Source organism: Paenibacillus sp. A3M_27_13, from assembly GCF_024213315.1.
Lineage (GTDB): Bacteria > Bacillota > Bacilli > Paenibacillales > Paenibacillaceae > Paenibacillus > Paenibacillus polymyxa_B.
The window spans coordinates 404,892-424,644 of sequence record NZ_JANAVE010000003.1; the positions used below are offsets into that span (position 1 = coordinate 404,892).

At 41.4% G+C, this 19,753-nt stretch carries 19 protein-coding genes; 15 read left to right on the forward strand and 4 right to left on the reverse strand.

From position 1 onward, the window contains the following. The first annotated feature begins 70 nt into the window (after window positions 1-70). The 6 genes from NLX82_RS14780 to NLX82_RS14805 are packed head-to-tail and all read left to right on the forward strand — an operon-like array spanning window position 71 to window position 7,286. Window positions 71-1,534, forward strand: a complete 1,464-nt coding sequence (locus NLX82_RS14780) for an NADase-type glycan-binding domain-containing protein (RefSeq protein WP_068939022.1) — start codon at window positions 71-73, stop codon at window positions 1,532-1,534. Further along, window positions 1,531-2,976 carry an NADase-type glycan-binding domain-containing protein gene (locus tag NLX82_RS14785; RefSeq protein WP_254348409.1) on the forward strand — a complete coding sequence of 482 codons (1,446 nt, stop codon included), beginning with the start codon at window positions 1,531-1,533 and terminating at the stop codon, window positions 2,974-2,976. The genes NLX82_RS14780 and NLX82_RS14785 overlap by 4 nt, the downstream gene beginning before the upstream one ends. Window positions 2,977-3,000: 24 nt before the next feature. Next, a complete protein-coding gene (locus tag NLX82_RS14790) occupies window positions 3,001-4,368 on the forward strand; it encodes a hypothetical protein (RefSeq protein WP_254348410.1) in 1,368 nt (455 codons plus the stop codon). A 19-nt stretch (window positions 4,369-4,387) separates the two neighbouring features. Then, a complete protein-coding gene (locus tag NLX82_RS14795) occupies window positions 4,388-5,698 on the forward strand; it encodes a hypothetical protein (RefSeq protein WP_254348411.1) in 1,311 nt (436 codons plus the stop codon). A 21-nt stretch (window positions 5,699-5,719) separates the two neighbouring features. Beyond that, entirely contained in the window at window positions 5,720-7,114 is a 1,395-nt protein-coding gene (locus NLX82_RS14800; protein WP_254348418.1) for a phage late control D family protein, read from the forward strand. 28 nt (window positions 7,115-7,142) lie between these two features. Beyond that, on the forward strand, window positions 7,143-7,286 hold the full coding sequence (locus tag NLX82_RS14805) for a hypothetical protein (protein ID WP_254348420.1): 144 nt from the start codon (window positions 7,143-7,145) through the stop codon (window positions 7,284-7,286). Between the two features lie 445 nt (window positions 7,287-7,731). On the opposite strand, the gene NLX82_RS14810 is transcribed toward NLX82_RS14805, so the two are convergent. The 4 genes from NLX82_RS14810 to NLX82_RS14825 form a co-directional block, all read right to left on the reverse strand. Next, window positions 7,732-8,076 carry a hypothetical protein gene (locus tag NLX82_RS14810; protein ID WP_254348422.1) on the reverse strand — a complete coding sequence of 115 codons (345 nt, stop codon included), beginning with the start codon at window positions 8,074-8,076 and terminating at the stop codon, window positions 7,732-7,734. A 195-nt stretch (window positions 8,077-8,271) separates the two neighbouring features. Next, window positions 8,272-8,628 (reverse strand): hypothetical protein, encoded by a 357-nt coding sequence (locus NLX82_RS14815; RefSeq protein WP_254348424.1) that lies wholly within the window; start codon window positions 8,626-8,628, stop codon window positions 8,272-8,274. Window positions 8,629-9,159: 531 nt separating this feature from the next. After that, the gene (locus NLX82_RS14820; RefSeq protein ID WP_254348426.1) at window positions 9,160-9,516 is read right to left on the reverse strand and encodes a hypothetical protein; all 357 of its coding nucleotides are present in this window, start codon (window positions 9,514-9,516) and stop codon (window positions 9,160-9,162) included. Window positions 9,517-9,872: 356 nt separating this feature from the next. Next, window positions 9,873-10,229 carry a hypothetical protein gene (locus NLX82_RS14825; protein WP_053326329.1) on the reverse strand — a complete coding sequence of 119 codons (357 nt, stop codon included), beginning with the start codon at window positions 10,227-10,229 and terminating at the stop codon, window positions 9,873-9,875. An 81-nt stretch (window positions 10,230-10,310) separates the two neighbouring features. On the opposite strand from NLX82_RS14825, the gene NLX82_RS14830 reads away from it, so the two are divergent. The 9 genes from NLX82_RS14830 (at window position 10,311) to NLX82_RS14870 (ending at window position 19,490) form a co-directional block, all read left to right on the forward strand. Beyond that, a complete protein-coding gene (locus tag NLX82_RS14830) occupies window positions 10,311-11,774 on the forward strand; it encodes a hypothetical protein (RefSeq protein ID WP_069080083.1) in 1,464 nt (487 codons plus the stop codon). A 37-nt stretch (window positions 11,775-11,811) separates the two neighbouring features. Continuing rightward, window positions 11,812-12,108, forward strand: a complete 297-nt coding sequence (locus NLX82_RS14835) for a WXG100 family type VII secretion target (protein ID WP_254348428.1) — start codon at window positions 11,812-11,814, stop codon at window positions 12,106-12,108. A gap of 383 nt (window positions 12,109-12,491) precedes the next feature. Next, a complete protein-coding gene (locus NLX82_RS14840; RefSeq protein ID WP_023990832.1) occupies window positions 12,492-12,836 on the forward strand; it encodes a hypothetical protein in 345 nt (114 codons plus the stop codon). 176 nt (window positions 12,837-13,012) lie between these two features. Further along, complete coding sequence (locus NLX82_RS14845; RefSeq protein WP_254348435.1) at window positions 13,013-14,086, forward strand: ABC transporter substrate-binding protein; 1,074 nt, start codon at window positions 13,013-13,015, stop codon at window positions 14,084-14,086. Further along, window positions 14,086-15,015 (forward strand): nucleoside hydrolase, encoded by a 930-nt coding sequence (locus tag NLX82_RS14850; protein ID WP_069080085.1) that lies wholly within the window; start codon window positions 14,086-14,088, stop codon window positions 15,013-15,015. Before NLX82_RS14845 ends, NLX82_RS14850 begins: the two co-directional genes overlap by 1 nt. Before the next feature lie 27 nt (window positions 15,016-15,042). After that, entirely contained in the window at window positions 15,043-15,864 is an 822-nt protein-coding gene (locus NLX82_RS14855) for an ABC transporter permease (protein ID WP_013312457.1), read from the forward strand. Window positions 15,865-15,870: 6 nt separating this feature from the next. Further along, on the forward strand, window positions 15,871-16,659 hold the full coding sequence (locus tag NLX82_RS14860) for an ABC transporter permease (protein ID WP_013312456.1): 789 nt from the start codon (window positions 15,871-15,873) through the stop codon (window positions 16,657-16,659). 16 nt (window positions 16,660-16,675) lie between these two features. Beyond that, window positions 16,676-17,734: an ABC transporter ATP-binding protein gene (locus tag NLX82_RS14865; protein WP_254348437.1), complete on the forward strand. Its 1,059-nt coding sequence runs from the start codon at window positions 16,676-16,678 to the stop codon at window positions 17,732-17,734. A 28-nt stretch (window positions 17,735-17,762) separates the two neighbouring features. Continuing rightward, complete coding sequence (locus NLX82_RS14870; RefSeq protein ID WP_069080087.1) at window positions 17,763-19,490, forward strand: adenine deaminase C-terminal domain-containing protein; 1,728 nt, start codon at window positions 17,763-17,765, stop codon at window positions 19,488-19,490. Window positions 19,491-19,753 lie beyond the last annotated feature (263 nt).

Below are 19,753 nucleotides of genomic sequence, written 5' to 3' on the forward strand. Positions count from 1 at the left end.
ACAGGAAAGCAAAGGCTTTTGACTTGGTAGCAGAAGGACTTTGTTGAGAGTGTAACGGAGAGGAGAGCTCATGCGTCTTATAAAAGCAACTGTGATTATTGTTTTTTTAATGTCGATATCTGCATGTACAGCAACCACAAGAGGGGACATTCTTACATCTTCGCAGTCCCCCAATATACCTTCAAACAATGAAGTTAAGGTAAGTAAGAATGCTGCAAAAGAAACTGAAAAGAAAGCAAGCTGGCTTTTGAATGGTCAAGAAGGCGTAGAAGATCGAGTTCAATTCTTAACCAATTTAGATGATCCTACTGGAAAAACTAATATCCGTATCGACGACCTAATTGACACTATGCAAACTCGGGAAGAACGTTTAAAATATCGCGACTCACAAGTATATGTCGAGAAAGTAACAAGTGATGGCATTCGTATGGCGATTATAAGAGATGTTTATGGAGAGCAACCAGAGGAGCCACTCATTATTGAAGTGTACAATTTGGATGCGGGAGTAAAAGAACGAGAGTTTAAATTGCCGCCAACGGCTCAATATCCTGTGATCTCTTCTGATTTAAGCAAATATCTATACGTAATGGACGGACGTTTGTATTTATATGATGCAATAAGTAAAAGAACTACAGAATTGAAGACTAACAAAGGCAAAGCGGATGTTAGTAATATTGCTCAGGGAGTGTTTTCACCGGATAACACCAAGTTATGTTTTGTTGATGATCAGACAGGGATCGTAATGCTTGATCTATCTGGTGATAGTGGTACGGAGCTTCTGCTTGCAGGCACTGATGTCTCGAGTATTATGCAATGGGATCAGGGGAACCGACTTATTTATACCACTTATAAAAAAGATAATACTTTCATAAACGATATTTATTCACTAGATATATACACTGGAAAAGTACAGTTTATAACTAAAAATGAGGGCGAATTTATTCTATCTCCCGATCAAAAAAAACTAGTACTGGCAGATGATGAGGTTGTAAAAATGTTCATGATTGATGTAGCTAGTGGAAAAAAAGAAGATATTTCGTTCATTGTAAATGGTGAAGGAACTTGGGTGGTTCCAATACAGTGGATCGAAACAAAAACCAATTATATGAAATATAGCAACAAGGTCAAAGTGAAAAAAATTACGGCCACTTCCACACTTCCTAATCAGAGTAACTATTCTTTTAGCGTTAACAATTTAACGGACGATAATAATTTAACCCCTTGGTGTGAAGGAACGAAGGGAGGCGGAGTAGGAGAAACAGTAACTATAGATTTGGGTTCAACTCAACAGGTCAGAGGTATAGGGATGGTCGATGGCACTATGTGGGTTAACAATAAGTATTTAGACGTAAATACAATCCGAAAAATGAAACTTGATTTTTCGGATGGACAATCTGTGGTGCTTGAGAATAATGACACCCGCTTCAAGTTCGATGAACCCATACGAACATCTTTCGTTAAAATCACCATTCTAGAAGTGAAAAAAGGCACGGATTTCCCCAATACTTGTATAGGTGAGCTGAAGTTATTGTGATAAGCAGTAGAAAGCGAAATAAAACTGCGGTATGGATAAGTAAAATTACGTTATTCATCATGATCTTTTCCATGCTATGCGGGTGTATACAATCGAGCGAGGGCCAAAAAGCAGTACAGGAGCGAAAGGAATCTCATGCTTCAGTCTCTCAGTCCAAGAGACTTCCTCCAGCAAAAAAGGCTGTAAATTGGTTGCTTTTTGAAGCGGAAAATGGAAACATGCCCATGGATTATCTCGCTGATATGGATGATCCTACAGGCAATACCTATATTGATTTAGATGACATTATAGATGAATTATATGCAAGTGAAGGTGAAGCGTATCCTGAATCTGAGTTGTATCTGGTTAGGTTCTCAGATGATGGCAGGCGGATCGCTTTATGTAGAGAGTCGCAGGATTTGAATTATTTAATGATCAAAATCTTTGATTTATCTACTACAAAAAAATTATATGAATTTAAGGTGCCCAATAGGGACTACGTTGTTATGTCTCCTGATTTACGCAAGTGCGTTTACACGGATGATGCTGCCTTTTTTTATTATATGAACCAGGGACAGAAAACTAAAGCATTAGGACAATTAAATGATGGTAGCTATCTCGATCTTCCAGTGTTTTCGCCTGACGGTAGTCAATTTGCCCTTGTAAATAGTAACCATAATGTATTGATTTATGACTTGTCCAAGAATAAGCAAATTCAACAAATCAAGCTAGGGATAGAAGGAATACAGATCGAGCAGTGGCTTTATAACGATCAATTGCTTCTCTCTTCTTACGATAATGATAAGTCGTATATGTTCAATATACAGACAGGGGAGAAGAAGCAACTAATGAAAGCCACAGACTCTCCTGTTATAACCTTGGATAACCACAGGGTTGCTTTTCTGAACTCCAAGGGTGAAATGCAACAACAAGATATTCAAACAGGTCTGCCTATAAAATACTCCAATCTATTCCACAGGATAGGCTATAACGTGTCCCCTACACAATGGGTACAGACAACAACGGATTTAATGAAGTATCGAAAAACCATCCCGGCACAGAAAATCATTGCTTCTTCTACGCTTTCTGATCAAGCAGGGAACTTCTATGCTGCCCGTAACATCATGGATGGAGATGCAAGCACAGCTTGGTGCGAAGGAGTTAAGGGAGACGGGATTGGAGAGTGGGTCAAGGTTGATTTTGGTTCTGTGCAAGAATTGAAGGGTTTCGAACTCATCAATGGCTTGGCTAAGTCATCTAATGCTTTCCAAGCAAATAACAGAGTTAAGCGAATGAAACTAGAGTTCTCGAATGGGCAGACCATGATGGTAGATAATGACTTTTTAAGCAACCAATTTCTTGATAACCCCATTCATACCTCATCCGTAAAAATAACGATAGAGGCCGTAGAGCGAGGAAGCAAATATCACGATACCTGCATGTCGGAGATACGATTCTTCTAGTATTCCTAACAAAGGAGAAGGCATATGAAGTGGAAAGAACCAACGTTTGGTGCAACACCTATGTTGAAAGCTTTAACAACCGCTAATGCGCACAGGAAAGCAAAGGCTTTTGACCTGGTGGCAGAGCAGAAGAAACAGAAATTAAATTATCCTGACTGGGCCCAGTCCTGGCTGCGCAAATACAAAGAGGATTGGTATATCGCTCAGGCCAATGGTGACGAAGTCGGCATGCGTAAAGCGCAAAAGCTGGCAGAAGGCCTTCGCAGCAAGCTACGCGAAATGGCGACGATGCCCAAGTGGGCCCAAGAACAGATGCAAAAAGAAACAGTTCGTTGGATGACCGCTGAAGGAAGCGGGAATATCAAGCAAAAGAAAGCGGCAGAAAAAGCAGGTAAAGCCCTTCGCGATAAAGTCACTTTGATTAATACAATTGCCAAAACGTCTAAGGCAGATGCCGATAAGTTAACTGATTTTACAGTAAAATGGTATACGGCTCATGATCATGGCATCATCGATGGCAAGGATCTAAGTAAAGACCCAAAAGCCTTAAAAGCTGCAATGGATAAGTATAGTCAAGAAGCACAGGTGATTATTGGGAAGTATAGCAAATCGCAACCGTTGGTGAAAGAAAAGCCTATAGAGAAAAACACTCCTAAGACTACAGAAAAAACTGATAAGCCTGCAACGACTCAGAAAGATGATGCTATACAAAAGGCTATAAAAATTACGGCTTCTTTTGAAGGAAGTGGCTATGCCAACATAGCTGGTAATTCTGACAATCAAGGCCTTTCTTTAGGGATTTTACAGTGGAATATAGGGCAAGGTACTCTACAACCAATGTTAATATCATTTGTGAATAAATATAATAATCAGGCAAAAAAAATATTCGGAGAGAATTACGCCTCATTAGCAAAAGCCTTGCAAGGCTCAAAGCAAGATCAAATGAATTGGGCAAGGTCTATAAATGATAATCGTAATAAGATAAAGCCAGATTGGAAAGCGCAACTGATTGCTATGTGTAATACAAAAGAATTCCAAGAAATACAGAACAAAGCAATGGACAAGTATATCAACAAAGCCTACTCTATAGCGAATGATTTTAATCTTAAAACAGAAAGAGGACTGGCTCTTGCCTTTGATATAGCTGTACAAAATGGTGGATTTAAACAATCGCAGACAAACACGATTCAGCAGAAGATAAAAAGCGGAAACCTGAGTGAACAGGAAGCTTTAAAAGTTATAGCTCAAGCAGCAGTTGATAAATCGAAAGCGAAATATAGGGAAGACGTAAGTTCTAGAAAATTTACCATTGTTAATGGAACCGGAACTGTGCATGGTAAATCCTATGATCTTCAACGTGACTTCGATCTGACAAATAATCATTTTAAGTGAAAATGGAGATATGGATTAAATGAGAATCTTGCTTTTTCTTCTATTGTTACTGTTGTGTATTACCTTGGATGGATGTGCTCACTTCCAATCAGAATCAGATAGGGGCTCGTCTCATATTAATGATATAAACTCAAGCGGTTCTTTTCAAATTGAGTTGGAACAATTGAAAAGTAAACTAAGTAACATTAAAAATGAAGATTTAAAGAGTGATATAAGACAAAGCAACTTGGAGCAGTTTACATCGGGTTTAGTTGCTCTAATGAATATGCAGGATAGTACAAAAATAAAGGGTGATGAACTTAGTAACATACTTGATGAAACAGTTGTTTCGTCGACTAAAGTGGTAGTTCTTAAAGACAACAAATTGAATGTTAGAGTTATTAATTTTCAAGCTCCTATTGATCTAAAGGGTACGTTGGAAAATAATTTTACAATTATTCAGTGGTGGAATGATGAGGGACATGTACGTGCTCAATTAGTTTTGAATGAAGATGCACAGAAGGTTACAGATTTTGTGGTTAGTACTTATAAAGGTAAGGTAGAGCTTTTATTGGGAGGTTACCTTTCTTTGTATTCACCTAAGCCTGTATTTGTTTCTTCTTGGGAGTTAGATAATCAAAAATGGTCTGATAAGAATCATAGTTTCACTAATATAATCAATTCTACTAATTTTTGGGACCTGAGTATCGAAGATAACACACTAACTGTAGAAAACCAGCAGCATATAGAAATGAATATAGGGATTTCAGAGAATATGGATGGTTTCTTGATTACAAGTGATATGGTTCCAAATGTAATCGTTCAATTTTCTCGAAAAGGAGTTGAAATATACCAAGAATTTAAATTATCTAATGTTGATGGGGAAGTACAGCGAAAAATAGACCACAATCAATATGCCATAGACAAAAGCCAATCCTTTACTACCAACCTGAATGGGTGGGGAGAAGTAGAGTTTGTATCCGCTACAAGGGATACCAATGGGTTAAATCAGGCGAGTTTTTTTCTATTAGATAACGCAGGTACTATTTTATATACTCTCCCTGAATTTAGTGGAAATAACAACGGCATGTTGGAGGGAGTAAAGGCTATTTCTTTCAAAGATGTGAATCACGATGGATACTCCGATATCGTGATCATTGGGGAATACATTACAGGGGCCGGTCCCCAGGGTGTAGTTCCATTCCCTATGGCCGATATATATTTTCAGAAAAAAAATAAAACCTTTACCACGCTCCCTGCATTGGATCAGGCTCTCAACGATCAGGAGCATAATCAAACCATTAAAGATGTCATTCAGTACGTAAGCAAACAACGGATAATTGTAAACTAACCGACAAAAAGGGGCAGAGACATGGGATATCCAATCATAAAGTATAACGGAACGGTTTTATCTCTTAAAAATCCGAAAGTTAAAGTTGTACAGAAAATGAATGAGCATGTGAAAGTCTTTTTGACAGGTGTGTTAACGGGTGCTCAAATGGAAGAGTATACAGATCATATGGAGGCAGGGGCTAAGTTAGTCGTTTCTTATGTGAATGATGATCAAAAGCAGATTGTATTATTTAGGGGATTAGTCATGCAGTTCAGAATCAAGTTGGTGTCCAATGTAGCCTATTTGGTCGTCGAAGCCCTCTCCTATACAAGCCAGCTGGATGAAGTGCTTCATAGACAATCTTTTCAAAATGTGAAGATGAAGGTGCAGGCATTACTTGAACATGTACTTAAATCATATCCCAAAGCCAATTGTACGAGCCGCTTAAAAGATCAGCTTTTACAGGAATTTACGATGCAATTCGACGAAACGGACTGGTCATTTCTAAAACGTATAGCGTCTCGGCTTGGTTGGGGACTGATACCTGATCCGATTGGAGACAAACCTCAGTTTTATTTTGGATTACCGGATGGTGTCAATCAAGGTGAGCTAAAACAGTATAACTACTCGATGACCAGAAAAACCAAGCCAGGGGCCAGCAAGGACGACAATCTTTTGTATTACAAAGTACAAACGACAGGGGCCAAAGATGTTCTGCTGCATATTGGCGCAGAGGTCAAATTCAAAGGAAAAACCTTATATGTCCTGCAGTCTGTTGCGTTTATACGGCATAGTGTCTTGTGGTATGAATATGTGCTGACTACATCGGATGGAATGAAACAGGATTTGATTTTAAATGAGAGCATTCGTGGCATATCATTGAAGTCCAAGGTCATTGGAATCGAGCAGGATCATGTAAAGGTTTTCTTTTATGAAATGGATAAGGTCAAGCCTAACGTCAAGGAAACCTTCGCTTTTCCAACGGCTACATTCTATACATCGGAAGGGAATACGGGATGGTACTGCATGCCAGAGTTGTTTGACTTTGTAGATATCTACTTTCCGACCTCTAAAGAAAAAGACGCCATTGTAACTCACTCGATCCGAAAGAGATCCAAAGGTGGTGACTTTATTAAGGACCCGTCGACGAAAATCTTTATGACCAAGTACCGCAAAGCCATTATATTTGAGAAAAATGAAATTTTAATTACGGGGAACGACGATGAAGTGGTGATTCGACTGCTGGATGACCATGGAATTGAACTGCGAAGCAAAAAGGATATCCGTGTAAAAGCTGACGGGAACCTGGTGTTCAATGCGGGTAACACAATACAGGTCACCGCGAAGGATGCCATCGGCTTAAAATGTAAAACGAGTTTGGTAGAAATGGATGGTAACATCAAAATGACTGGAGAAAAGATAAAGACGCAATAACTAAATCCACCGTGAGAGGATAAAGAGTATGGCTAAAGAAACCACAGGAGCAATCGTAAACGAGAAACCGCCTACCCAAGAAGATATGATTCAAGAATGGAAACGTAAAATAAGCAAAGGCGAATATCCTTTTATTCATGTAACTAAGCATAGCACCAAAGGTGGGGACTAACGACGACTGGAAGAGGCTCCTAAGGAGCCTTTTCTGCAATCATGGTTCAATATTCTAATTCTTTTTAGGATTCCTACTGTCAATGAACCAAGCAGGTCCTAATACATCTAGAACTTCTTTTTTTCCAAAATCGTAAGCGATGGATATCGATTGAATCTTCGTGTCCTTTTATATAGCCGATTAGATAAACCGTGTTATTAATATAGCTACCTATATAGTCATAACTCTTAAATATGAAATCTGCCCTATAGTATTTCTTAATGTACTCTTTTCCGAAAGGTAGGCCTGTCCGAACGATTTCTTCTTTTTAGCATTCGATGCGTACTGCATGTAATAGAAAACTCCTACCAGAATGACAAGTAATATAAGGGCAAAAAGCCATAATTGTTTCTTTTTCAAGTCGAATTATTCTCCTTAAAATTGAGCTAAATATGCTATACGTTTTCTAGGAATAAGGTGCATTCTTATCTATAACCTTACTATTAATAAACCAATCCGGTCCCGTAACATTGACGATTTCTTTTGAGTCCAAGTCATAGGATATCCTAATTAAGTCTGTATCATTTCCTTTTATATAGCCGTAAAGATGTACTCTTGCAAAGACACTGTTTTCTTCAATAGTGTAGTTTTTTAATACGAAATCCGTATTATAGTGAGTTTCAATATATTTGATACTGACAGTAGTAGCAGTCTCCACTATCTCTTCCTCTTGAGAAGTAGAAAAACCACAACCGCCCAGAATGGTTAATATTATGATGAGAACTGTGCAACATTTAAGGATTGTGTTCATTTACGCAACATTCCCCTAACATGCTATTTATAATTTAATGTGAACTACAACCAGAATGCAGTGAACAATGACTTGGTTCTTATTTTTGTTGCAAATATCTCTCAGTAACAGGAAGTATTTTAATGATATTACTTCTTCATATTTAGGAAAAAGTCATCTGTTAGAGGGCTGATTATTTGGATGCTGGACTTGACTTTAGAATGGAAAAATAATCTTTTTGGGATAGCGGCTGTCAATGAACCAATCTGGTCCGGTTACACTAGACACTTCTTTCTTTTTAAAATCGTAAGCGATAGATATCGATTGGCCTTCATGCCCTTTTATATAACCGATTAGATGAACCGTGTTATTAACATAGCTACCTATATAGTCATAACTCTTAAATATGAAATCTGCCCTATAGTATTTCTTGATGTACTCTTTTCCAATAGGTATGCCTGTTCGAACGATTTCTTCTTTTTTGGCATTCGATGCGTACTGCATGTAATAGAAGACTCCTACCAGAATGACAAGTAATATAAAGACAAAAAGCCATAATTGTTTCTTTTTCAAGTTGAATTAATCTCCTTAGAATTGGAGTGAATATGCTACACGCTTTCTTAGGAATAAGGAGCATCCTCATCTATAACCCTACTATTAATAAACCAATAACAAACCAACCCGGTCCAGAAACCTTGATCACTTCATTAGTTTAATAAGTGTAGTGAATGGTAATTTTGCTGTTCCCGTGACCTCTAATATAGCGTAGTTTGTAGTGGATAAGGTTGATGCCGATGGGAGTTGCGACATCTATAACTCTTTTTCTTGAGGTACTGAGAAACCGAATCCTGTCAGAATAAGCGGCGTCATAGAAATATTAGACACAACTTAAAAGGTATGTTCATTTACGTAATCTTCTCCTAACATACAGCTATAAAGTCCTAAACGTTATTAGGTAAGAACTATCACCAAAATACAATCCTCTCCGACTTTGTCCTCATTTCTGTTCCGATTGATACTCGAAATAAATATAATACATTATAATGATATTGCTTCCTGAGAATGGAAGAGTGAACTTATTTACTGAATAAAGCGAATCTTATTTTATGGAACAGATACGTCCTTCTTGGGATCCTGACTATCGATGAACCAATCCGGTCCAGTTACGTAGAGTACCTTTTTTTTCTTATAGTCGTAATTTAGTGAGATTATCTGACCTTCATGTCCTTTTATATAGCCACGAAGATAAACGGTAGAGTTAACATAGCCGCCAATAAAGTCGTAATTTTTGTATATAAACTCGGCATTATAATGTTTCCTAATGTATTCTTTTCCAATAGGTATGCCAGATTGGACGTATTCTTCTTTTTCTGTATTTGCTGTATATTGCATGTAACAAAAGATTCCGACAAGGATGGAAAGTAATATAAGGATGCTTCCCCAAACCTTTTTCTTCTTCAAGTTGTATTCTTCTCCTTATTATCCCCTTTTATATACCCAGGAACATTATTGCTTTGTTTGTTAATAATAGAATAGATCATTATAGCCAATATAAGGATTAGCTCAATACAACCTCTAAAAATTATGTTCATATACGCAAATTTCTTCTAACATCCAGTTACAAAGTCCTAATCGTTATTAGGTATGAACCACGACCAGAAATGCAGTAACCAACGACTTTATACTTATTTTCACCTTCAACTATACCGCAAGTAAACAGGAAGTATTATAATGATTTCACTTCCTTAGATTGGAAAAATATATTCTTGAACTGGAATGAATCATATATGCTTTTTTTTGCATACAAATCTTGATTTTTAAAATGGTGGAACATTCTTTTTAGGGTATCGACTGTCAATGAACCAATCCGGTCCGGTTACACTAAGCACTTCTTTTTTTTCAAAATCGTAAGCAATAGATATCGATTGACCTTCATGCCCTTTTATATAGCCGATTAGATGAACCGTATTATTAACATAGCTCCCTATATAGTCATAACTCTTAAATATGAAATCAGCCCTATAGTATTTTTGGATGTACTCTTTTCCAATAGGTATACCTGCTCTAACGGCTTCTTCTTTTTTTACATTTGATGCGTACTGCATGTAATAGAGAGCTCCTACTAGGATGAAGAATAAGATAAGAGCAGTAACCCAAATTTTTTTCTTTTTCAATTTTTGATGCTCCTTTTTTGAAAGTATCAACTTTTTCTAACTTTATAATATATTAGGTGATTAGACAAGGTGGGGTAATAGTTGCAGTATATTAGCGAAAAAACATACTGGAAGATAGCAGATGAGGCTTACCTATTGGATATTGATCCAAAGACTTATAAAAATGAAGATATTCCCGGTTGGAAGGTTGTTGATTTAGACGAGAAACTATTACATGACACGAACGGTTCTGGATTTGATGCGACCGTTTTTCACAATGAGAATAGCAATCAGGTGATTATAGGATATAGGGGAACTGAACCAGGGGGAAGACCAATATGGAGTAGAGCGATGGACATAGGAACGGACATTAGCGATGTTGTGGGCGGACGAGCAAAAACTTTAAATCAAGTTCACGATTATTATGCCAATAATCAAGAAGAGATAAAAAAGCTCCCCCCACAGGTACAAAGCTCATTTCAACATTATGAAGCCCAGTATCAAGATAATCAGTTTACAAAAGCCCAAACACTGTATGACGAAGTGAAGAAGAAGTACCCCGCTTCCGAAATTTCTACGACAGGCCATTCTTTAGGCGGTGCAGAAGCAGAATATATTGCAGTGAAAAATGGTTTATCATCCGTGAGTTTTGCTGCTCCGGGTATTGTACATTTATTGCCTGAAGATCTTCAAAAGAGGGTGAAAGCAGGAGAATTCAAGAAGACTAATGTGGCTTTTGCCCATCCCGGAGATAGCGTTGGTGGGGGAGCTACTAAAGCTAATCAACATGTGGGGGAAACGTATCATATTGGGAGTGATTATAAGACTGCCAATGCGGCCAAGTTTACTATTCCTGTTTCAGTTCCACTTAAAAAAAATAATGAATTAAGAGATCTTATTTTTGGTCCTCAATGGTCCCCAATTGTTTTTGTCCCGGTTACGCTGCCTATGATGCAGCAAGATGCATTCACCAAATTCTATAATTCTGTATTAGGTGGAGAGAACACTCATAGCATGGGAAACTTTACGTTTGATGAAAATGGCAATATTAGCAATCCACTGTACACCATGGACGGTCAATTGGTGGAAGGCAATCCACGGGTGCAGGCGTACGAGCAAATGCTGGCTGCGCGAGCAGAACTCAAGGAAGTCATGGGCGACCTGGTTGAACGCTACGGTGGACAAATGGGTGCTTTCGGGCAGTTTGCTGCTACTACACTGGGAGTGAATCTGATGGGAGAAGGACAGCAAAATGGTCGCACCCATGGTGGGGCATATTTTGTGGGCAACAAAAATGGGGGCACAATTCAATTAACACCTGAGGAGCTAAAGCATGCGGCTAACCAGATGCGTTCCAGCCTGCAAGGGTTCTCTAGCGATACCCGAGCATCCATCCAGTTATTTCAGGCTCATATCGGGACAAGTGAAAGTCAGTCTTTGACCCCAATTGCGCATAGTGCAACGGCAACGCTAGATCGGATTAATCGCTGGTATCAGGAATCAATTACGGAGATAGCAGAATATATAGATCGCAAGGGTCAGGAATTCACGATGGTGGATCAGTAAAAGATCAGCTGTAAGAACACAATAGGGGGCAAAAGAGATGGGCAGAATATCTTTGAGTCTGGGGGATCTGCGAAGGGCTGTACAGCAATGCGAACAGCTAAAGCAAAGACTTCAGCATCAGGAGCAGCAGATGAGAAATATATATGGTCGTCTGCAAGACTGGAGGGGCGAATCGGCTGCTGAATTAACACGTAAAATGGAGACGTTTCTCCAAGGCACAACTGTACGAATACAGGAATTGGACGATCATAAAGAGCAGTTGAAACGTTATATTCGGAAAATGGAAGAAGTTGATCGGCGTGAGGAGAGACGCAAACGGGCTGCACAATGGTGATGTAGAGCTCAACCATTAAGTCAGCTACATAACATAAAAAACCGCACAACCGCTAGGGGACTCCCGCGGGGTATGGTTAAATGCGTTTAAATAAAACTACATATATAGTAGAAGAAAAAAATATTCTCCCAGAGTGGTAACGATAACGACTTTGTAGTCTACTTTAATTTTCCTGCGGGGAATATAGCAGTGTTCGGAAACTTAAGGGTTAGACGAAAAAGTGTAAAAATGTTGAAAAGCTACAAAGTTCGACATATTGTTCGCTTTTTCGCATCATATGTTATTAGATTAGGGATTTTTGTTTGCTATTTATCGTATATTTATGTATAATCTATCGTGTTGAAAGATTGATTGTACGTAATATGCTGATGAGGGTGGGTTCATTGACGCTGCTCGACAGTAACGAAAGCAAGAAGCGGATGTGCCAGATTTACAATGAAGTTTCAAAGGAACTGTTCGGCTTCGGGACCACGCTGCTGCGGGCCACCGTTGAGAACAACATTGTTACCTTTGTGGCGAAGCACCGGCGTTCTCCACGCTCGGCGGCATTGGAAGTGGAAGCCCCCGGCTTGAAGCTGGAAGTGGATTTCCGAATGTCCATGCTGTACAAGAAGAGACTTCGCGAGAAGCTGATTGAGGATATGGAGCTCGATATAGAAGCTTTACTGCGCGATTATGATGCAGCAACGCAGTGGGCAATTACGAACATCATACTGAAAGAATCCTAATAAAATTGGATATTCGGCTTTTCGCTTCGGATCTATCTGAGGGGAGAACCTGTTATAACGCGCAGCGGGATCAACTTATTCTTTGTTTACGAAGAAAAGTATTCTTGTTTTACAAGAGTACTTTTCTTTTTTGTGTCATAAGGTGTGCAGAATAAAAAAAACAGGGGGAGTTTCATATGAAAAAATGGTTTAAAGGATTTATGGCTGTGACCTTGGCATCTGTGGTACTGGCAGGTTGCGGCAGCAATGCTACTGGCGGGCAGACAGATGGAAAAGATGGCTCAGCTGATGGGAAAAAGAAACTAGTTATTTCAACATGGGGCTTTTCCGAGGACTTTTTTAACAAAGAAGTGTACGAGCCTTTTGAAAAGGAACATAACGTTGACATCGTAGTCGAAATTGGAAATAACGCAGAACGGCTGAACAAAATCAGTCAAGGTAGTACAGACGTCGATCTGATTTATCTGTCTGATTATTATGCTCAACAGGGAATTCAACAGGGATTGTTTGAGAAGCTGGATCGCAGCAAGGTGCCGAACCTGAACCAAATTTATGACATTGCCAAAGCACCGCTGGGTGAGGAGTATGGTCCTGCTTATACAGTTGGGCGTCTCGGTATTGCCTATAATCCGGAGCTGGTGAAAAAGAATGTGACCTCTTGGGCTGACCTGTGGGGCAGTGAGTTCAAAGGAAACGTGACTCTGCCGAACATTACGGCGACTGCCGGACCAATGATGGTAGATGCAGCCTCCAAAGTAGCGGGTAGTAAGGAGTTTAATGAAGACCAAGCCTTCGGAAAACTGAAAGAGCTGAGTCCGAATATCGTTAAGTTTTATAGTAAAACGTCCGAGTTCGTGAACATGTTTAGTCAACAAGAAATTGCGGGCGGTCCGATCATGGAAATGTACTTCAAAGATTTGCAGGCGGCTGTGCCAGGAGCGAAATTTATAGCTCCTAATGAAGGTGCTTACGCAGTAATGAACACGATTAATGTAGTGAAAGGCTCCGACCAGAAGGAGCTGGCTGAGGAATTTATCAACTGGCAGCTGAGCAAGGAAGTTCAAGAAAAATCCGCCAAGGCAAAGGTTGATTCCCCGGTGAATACGCAGGTGGTACTATCTGGTGCGGATACAGAGGGAATTACGTACGGTGCGGATGTAGTGAACAAGCTGACCAAGCTGGATATGAAGTTCGTTAACGATCATATCAAGGCATGGACAGATCGCTGGAACCGGGAAGTTGCACAATAATGAAAAAGGTCATACTAGATGTAGATACGGGTATTGATGATGCGTTGGGTATTTTACTAGCGGCCAAAAGTGGTCAGCTGGATATTCAAGCGATTACTACAGTATGCGGTAATGTTTCACTTAAACAAGCAACATTGAACACATGCAAAATCCTCGACCTTTTGGATAGACCGGATATTCCGGTTTATCGGGGGGCAGAGGCTCCCTTAATACGTAAAGGTCTGCACGAGCACCGTGTCCATGGAGAAGACGGCATTGGAGGTGCATTGAGTGGAGTAGTACCAGCCATGTCTGCGTCCGAAGGTTTTGCACCGGATATCATCATTGATACCGTGATGGCTCACCGGGGGGAAGTGACGCTCATTTGCACCGGGCCGCTCACCAATTTGGCACTGGCGCTGCTGAAGTGTCCCGAACTGACGGATCACGTCCATGAGGTCATTTTTATGGGCGGTGTTATTCACGGGTGCGGCAATATTACACCTGTAGCGGAGTACAACATGTATGCTGATCCTGAAGCCGCACGAATCGTATTTCATGCAGGATTTGGCCGGTTGATACAGGTGGGACTGGATGTAACACGGAAGGCTCTGCTGACTGCGGATCATATTGCTCGTCTGACCCGCCCAGCAATTCGTAATTATGTAGCTGAAAGCACGGCCGTTTATACCAAGCGTTATGAAGAACGCAACGGGGTAAAAGCGTGTGCGCTTCATGACCCGCTTGCCGTGGGTGTCGCGTTGAATTCGAGGTTAGTAAATACCTCGCTGTTGTATGTCGACGTGGAAACCTCGAGTCGCATATGTGATGGACAAACAGTGGGCGATGTACAGAACCGCCTCAATCATAGCCCTAATATGAATGTGTGCGAACAGGTGGACAGCGAAGCTTTTCTGGAGCTGTTTATCCAGGTGCTGAATAAGGAATAACATTTTGATAACCGCAAGGAGCTACCCATGAAGAAAACATACTTGTATTGGCTGCTGCTGCCAGGTCTGCTCTTTCTGGCGGTGTTCATGGTCATTCCGATTGTGTTGACGATCGGTTCGACCTTCGTACAGAACAGCTCATTCACCCTAGAAGGCTATCTCCATTTCTTCAAGGACCCTTATTTTCTGAAAATATTGCTGACTACGCTGGAAGTCAGTGTCGTAACGACACTTGTGTGCGTATTACTCGGCTTCCCGACGGCTTATTATATTTCGCAAAAGGCCCCGCGTCGTAAAGGGATTTTGCTAGCGCTGGCTATCTTCCCCTTGTTGACGAGTCCGGTGGTGCGGTCATTCAGTTGGATGGTCATTCTGGGTCGCAAGGGGCTGTTAAATAACGTGCTCATCGGTTTAGGACTCGTGGATGAGCCGCTGAATATTTTGTATACTCCGGCAGCGATGATTATTGGTCTGGTTCATTTGTTTTTACCGCTGATGATTATTTCACTGATTGGTGTACTCGAAAATATCGACGGTGATCTTGTTCATGCTGCTCAGAGCCTCGGGGCCTCCAGATTTAGCGCATTTCGTAAAATCGTATTTCCGCTGTCTGTGCCGGGCCTGATCATTGGAAGCATTCTCGTTTTCGTGGGCAGTCTGACTGCATATACGACACCAGCACTACTTGGAGGAAAACAGCGGGTTATCGCTACATTTTTGTATCAGAACGCGATGACGCTAAACGACTGGTTTTTAGCTTCTGTTATTGCAACAATTATGATTGTTATTACATTTATCGTGGTCGGTCTCTTAAATAAGGCGGCCCATAAACTCAATCCGAAGGGGTAGGTGGATATGCGGGAGAAACATTACGGACTAGGCTTCTTTAGCCTGCTGGTCTTCATCTTTCTGCTCGGTCCGCTGTTGATCATATCGGTCACTTCTTTCGAGCCGGGCACGGTGTTAAAATTTCCTCCGCAGGGCTTTTCTTTGCGCTGGTATGAAAATATTTTTGAAGTGGATTTGTTTATGTCCACGTTCAAAACGTCCATTGTCGTTTCTCTGCTAGGCAACATCTTGGCACTGTTGATCGGTATGCCTGCCGCCTATGCACTTAGTCGTTTTTCGTTTCGCGGGAAGGATGCGCTGAATGCTTTGTTCCTTTCCCCGTTGCTTATACCGGGTATTGTTCTTGGTTTTACACTGCTGCGCTATCTGATCATTGTTTACCATTTACCAGTATATGCTGGACTATTGATCGGACATACGGTGATTATGCTGCCGTTCATTATTAGAGTCATTGCATCCAGTTTGTCTAACTTTGATTTTGCGATTGAGGAAGCAGCGCTTAGTTTGGGGGCTGGACGGCTGGAAACCTTTTTCAAGGTGGTTCTGCCCAACATCCGCTCAGGTATTATTGCGGCTATCCTGATTGCCTTTCTGGAATCATTCAACAATGTCGACATTTCCGTCTTTATGACAGGACCGGGCTTCAGCACCCTGCCCATTCAAATGCTGACTTACGTCGAAAATTATTTTGACCCGACGATTGCGGCGATTTCGGTTATGCTGATGATTTTGACCGGTATCCTGATGTTCTTGATTGAACGACTGATGGGATTGTCTTACTTCACTAAAAGGTAATGGAGGCTTCAACCTTATGGCACTGCTTACTCTGGATCGCGTATCGGTCGCTTATGACAACCAACTGATCTTGCAGGATTTCGATTTGCAGCTCGAACGGGGGCAATTGCTCTCGCTGCTCGGACCGAGTGGTTGTGGCAAAACGACCACACTTCGTCTCATTGCAGGATTTCTCGAAGCTAAACAAGGAACATTTTTGTTTGGCGATAAGGATTATACTCGGGTTCCGGTAAATAAACGGAACTTCGGCTTTGTATTCCAAAGTTATGCACTCTTCCCGCATTTGTCCGTTTTTGATAATGTTGCATTTGGTCTGCGGTTACGCAAGGTAAAGGAAGATGATGTAAAGCGCCGCGTTATGACCATGCTGGATACGGTTAGCCTGGGGGGATTTGAAAAACGTTTCCCCGGTGAATTGTCAGGCGGACAGCGTCAACGTGTTGCGATTGCGCGAGCGCTTGTGATTGAACCCGATCTGCTGTTGTTTGATGAACCTCTGAGTAACTTGGATGCTAACCTGCGTGTAAATATGCGTGTGGAAATCCGCCGTATTCAACAGGAACTGGGCATCACTACCGTATATGTATCGCATGATCAGGAGGAATGTTTTTCGATTTCTGACCAGGTTGCGATTATGAATAAGGGGAACATCGAACAATTAGATGCTCCATCGACCATTTTTAAATATCCGACGACCGAATTTGTCGCCCGTTTTATTGGGTTTAATAATTTTCTGAGTTTTGACGAGCGTACTGAAGAAGGGGATTGTATTCGACTGAATACAGGCGATCTTTCGTTCGGCGTAGTGCGTAATCAGGGTACTGCTCAGCCGGGTGCTCGTCAGGGCGCTATTCGCCCGGATGATTTGGTCATTCGAACAGAAGGCAACGAGACAGGGGAAAATGAGCTTCCCGGTATTATTAAGGTAAGTACTTACCTGGGGCGTAGCTATCAGTATGTGGTAGAAACGGCGAAAGGCAACTTTACGGCTAATCAGGAAATGGATACGCCTTACCTGAGTGGTCAGCGGGTTACCCTGCATTTTCCGGCAGATAAAATGGTGCTGGTCCAATAATCAGCGGGTTCGATGAAGGAGATACATCATGCGTGCAGACAAAATGATTTTACAAGTTAAGGTGTATAACAGTTACTACAAGACGTTCGAAGAAGGTAATGTAGCTATACTTGGCGGTAAGTTTATGTATATCGGTCAGCGTGGTCTGGAGTCTTTTGAGGTGGCTGAGATTGTAGAGGGGCATGGGAAATATATGATTCCCGGCCTGATTGACATCCATCTGCATATCGAAAGCACAATGGTGACACCGGCAACCTTTTCCTATGGGCTGATTCGCAATGGGGTAACGACGATTGTACCGGAACCGCACGAAATGGCGAATGTTTTCGGATTGGAAGGCATTCAGGAAATGATGGAAGCCAGCAAAGATTGCGTGGCTGATATGTTCTACGGTATTCCAAGCTCTGTCCCGGCAACGCCGCTCGAAACCTCAGGAGGCGAGATCGGTATTCCCGAGATAGATGCCCTGCTGCAAACCGGTGAAATGATCTGCCTGGGTGAAATTATGAACTATGTGGATGTCATTCGTGATCCGGAAAGCAAGACGAACCGCATCTTACGCCATGTTCGTGAGCATTACCCGGAGCTGATCATTGAAGGCCATACGCCGCAGCTGCTTGATTTGGACCTGCATCAGTTGATCTATGCGGGGATAGGCTCGGACCATACTCACCAAAGTATTGAAGGTATGAAGGCGCGGATGGCTGCCGGGATGTTTATTGAAATCCAGGAAAAATCGATGACCCCTGAAGTGATGGACTATCTTATTCAGGAAGATGTGGCACAGCATTTTTGCTTCGTAACGGATGATGTGATGCCAGACTCTTTCGTAGAGCGAGGGCATCTGAACCATATCGTAAGTAAAGCTATTGGAATGGGCATGAAGCCTGAGGATGCCATTTATGCAGCTACGTTTACTCCTGCTGCACGGATGCGTATGCATGACCGCGGAACAATTGCACCGGGAAAAATAGCTGACTTTGTACTGCTGTCCAATCTTGGTCAGTTTGATGTGGAGCAAGTCTATAAGGACGGACACAAGGTTTTTGATAAATTCGAGGAATACCATCAAGCACCGATAAAAAGCCGCTTCCCCGCCCATTTTTATCAAAGTGTGAAGCTCAATCCGCTCACGGAGCAGGATTTTACGGTAAAGATGGATGTAGCTGATGGCACACATCAATGCCGTGTTATGATGGTCAAGGATGGCTCAACTTTTACGAGCGAACGGATTGCCCCTGCAAATGTGGAGCAGGGTGAACTGGTATGGGAACATGGTGAACATGGACTCATCGCTACGTTTGAGCGATATGGAAAGAATGGCAACCGTGCTTATGGTTTGATCGGGGGAGATACGATTAAACGTGGGGCAGTGGCAACCACCTATTCGCACGATAACCATAACTTGCTGGTCGTAGGGCATAACAAGCAAGATATGATATTGGCTGCGAATACGGTTTTATCCAGCCAAGGTGGCTTTTGCGTAGTTGAAAATGGCAAGGTGCTGTCCCATTTGCCGTTAACCGTAGGCGGGATTTTAACAGAAGGACCGCTGGAAATGGTTGCAGCGCATGTGAAGGAGCTGCGTTCAGCCTTGTTGTCGCTGGGCTACCGCCATTACAATCCAATCATGTCGCTGAGTACGCATTCTTTGCCGGTCAGCCCGGCCCTGAAAATTACCGATCATGGTCTGATTGATGTAAATGCTGGCAAGGTTGTATCCTTAATCGTGGAACCTTCAGAGATGCAAGAATAATAAAAGAGCCGACCCTCTTACGGGCCGGCTCTTTTTTGTCGTGGCTAGGTATGAGGTAGTAGGTTATGGACTTTGGACTTTGTCTACAATACAGATACTTTAGCAGACAAAATTAACATCTTCTTTACTCCTATTGATGTAACCTATGTATAAAGATAAATAAGTCTTGGTTCTGGATATCCTATTGCCTATAGAGTTTGATTTACAATCAATTCACGTAATCTTCATGATTAAAACCGAATAAAGACTTGAAAAACATCGAC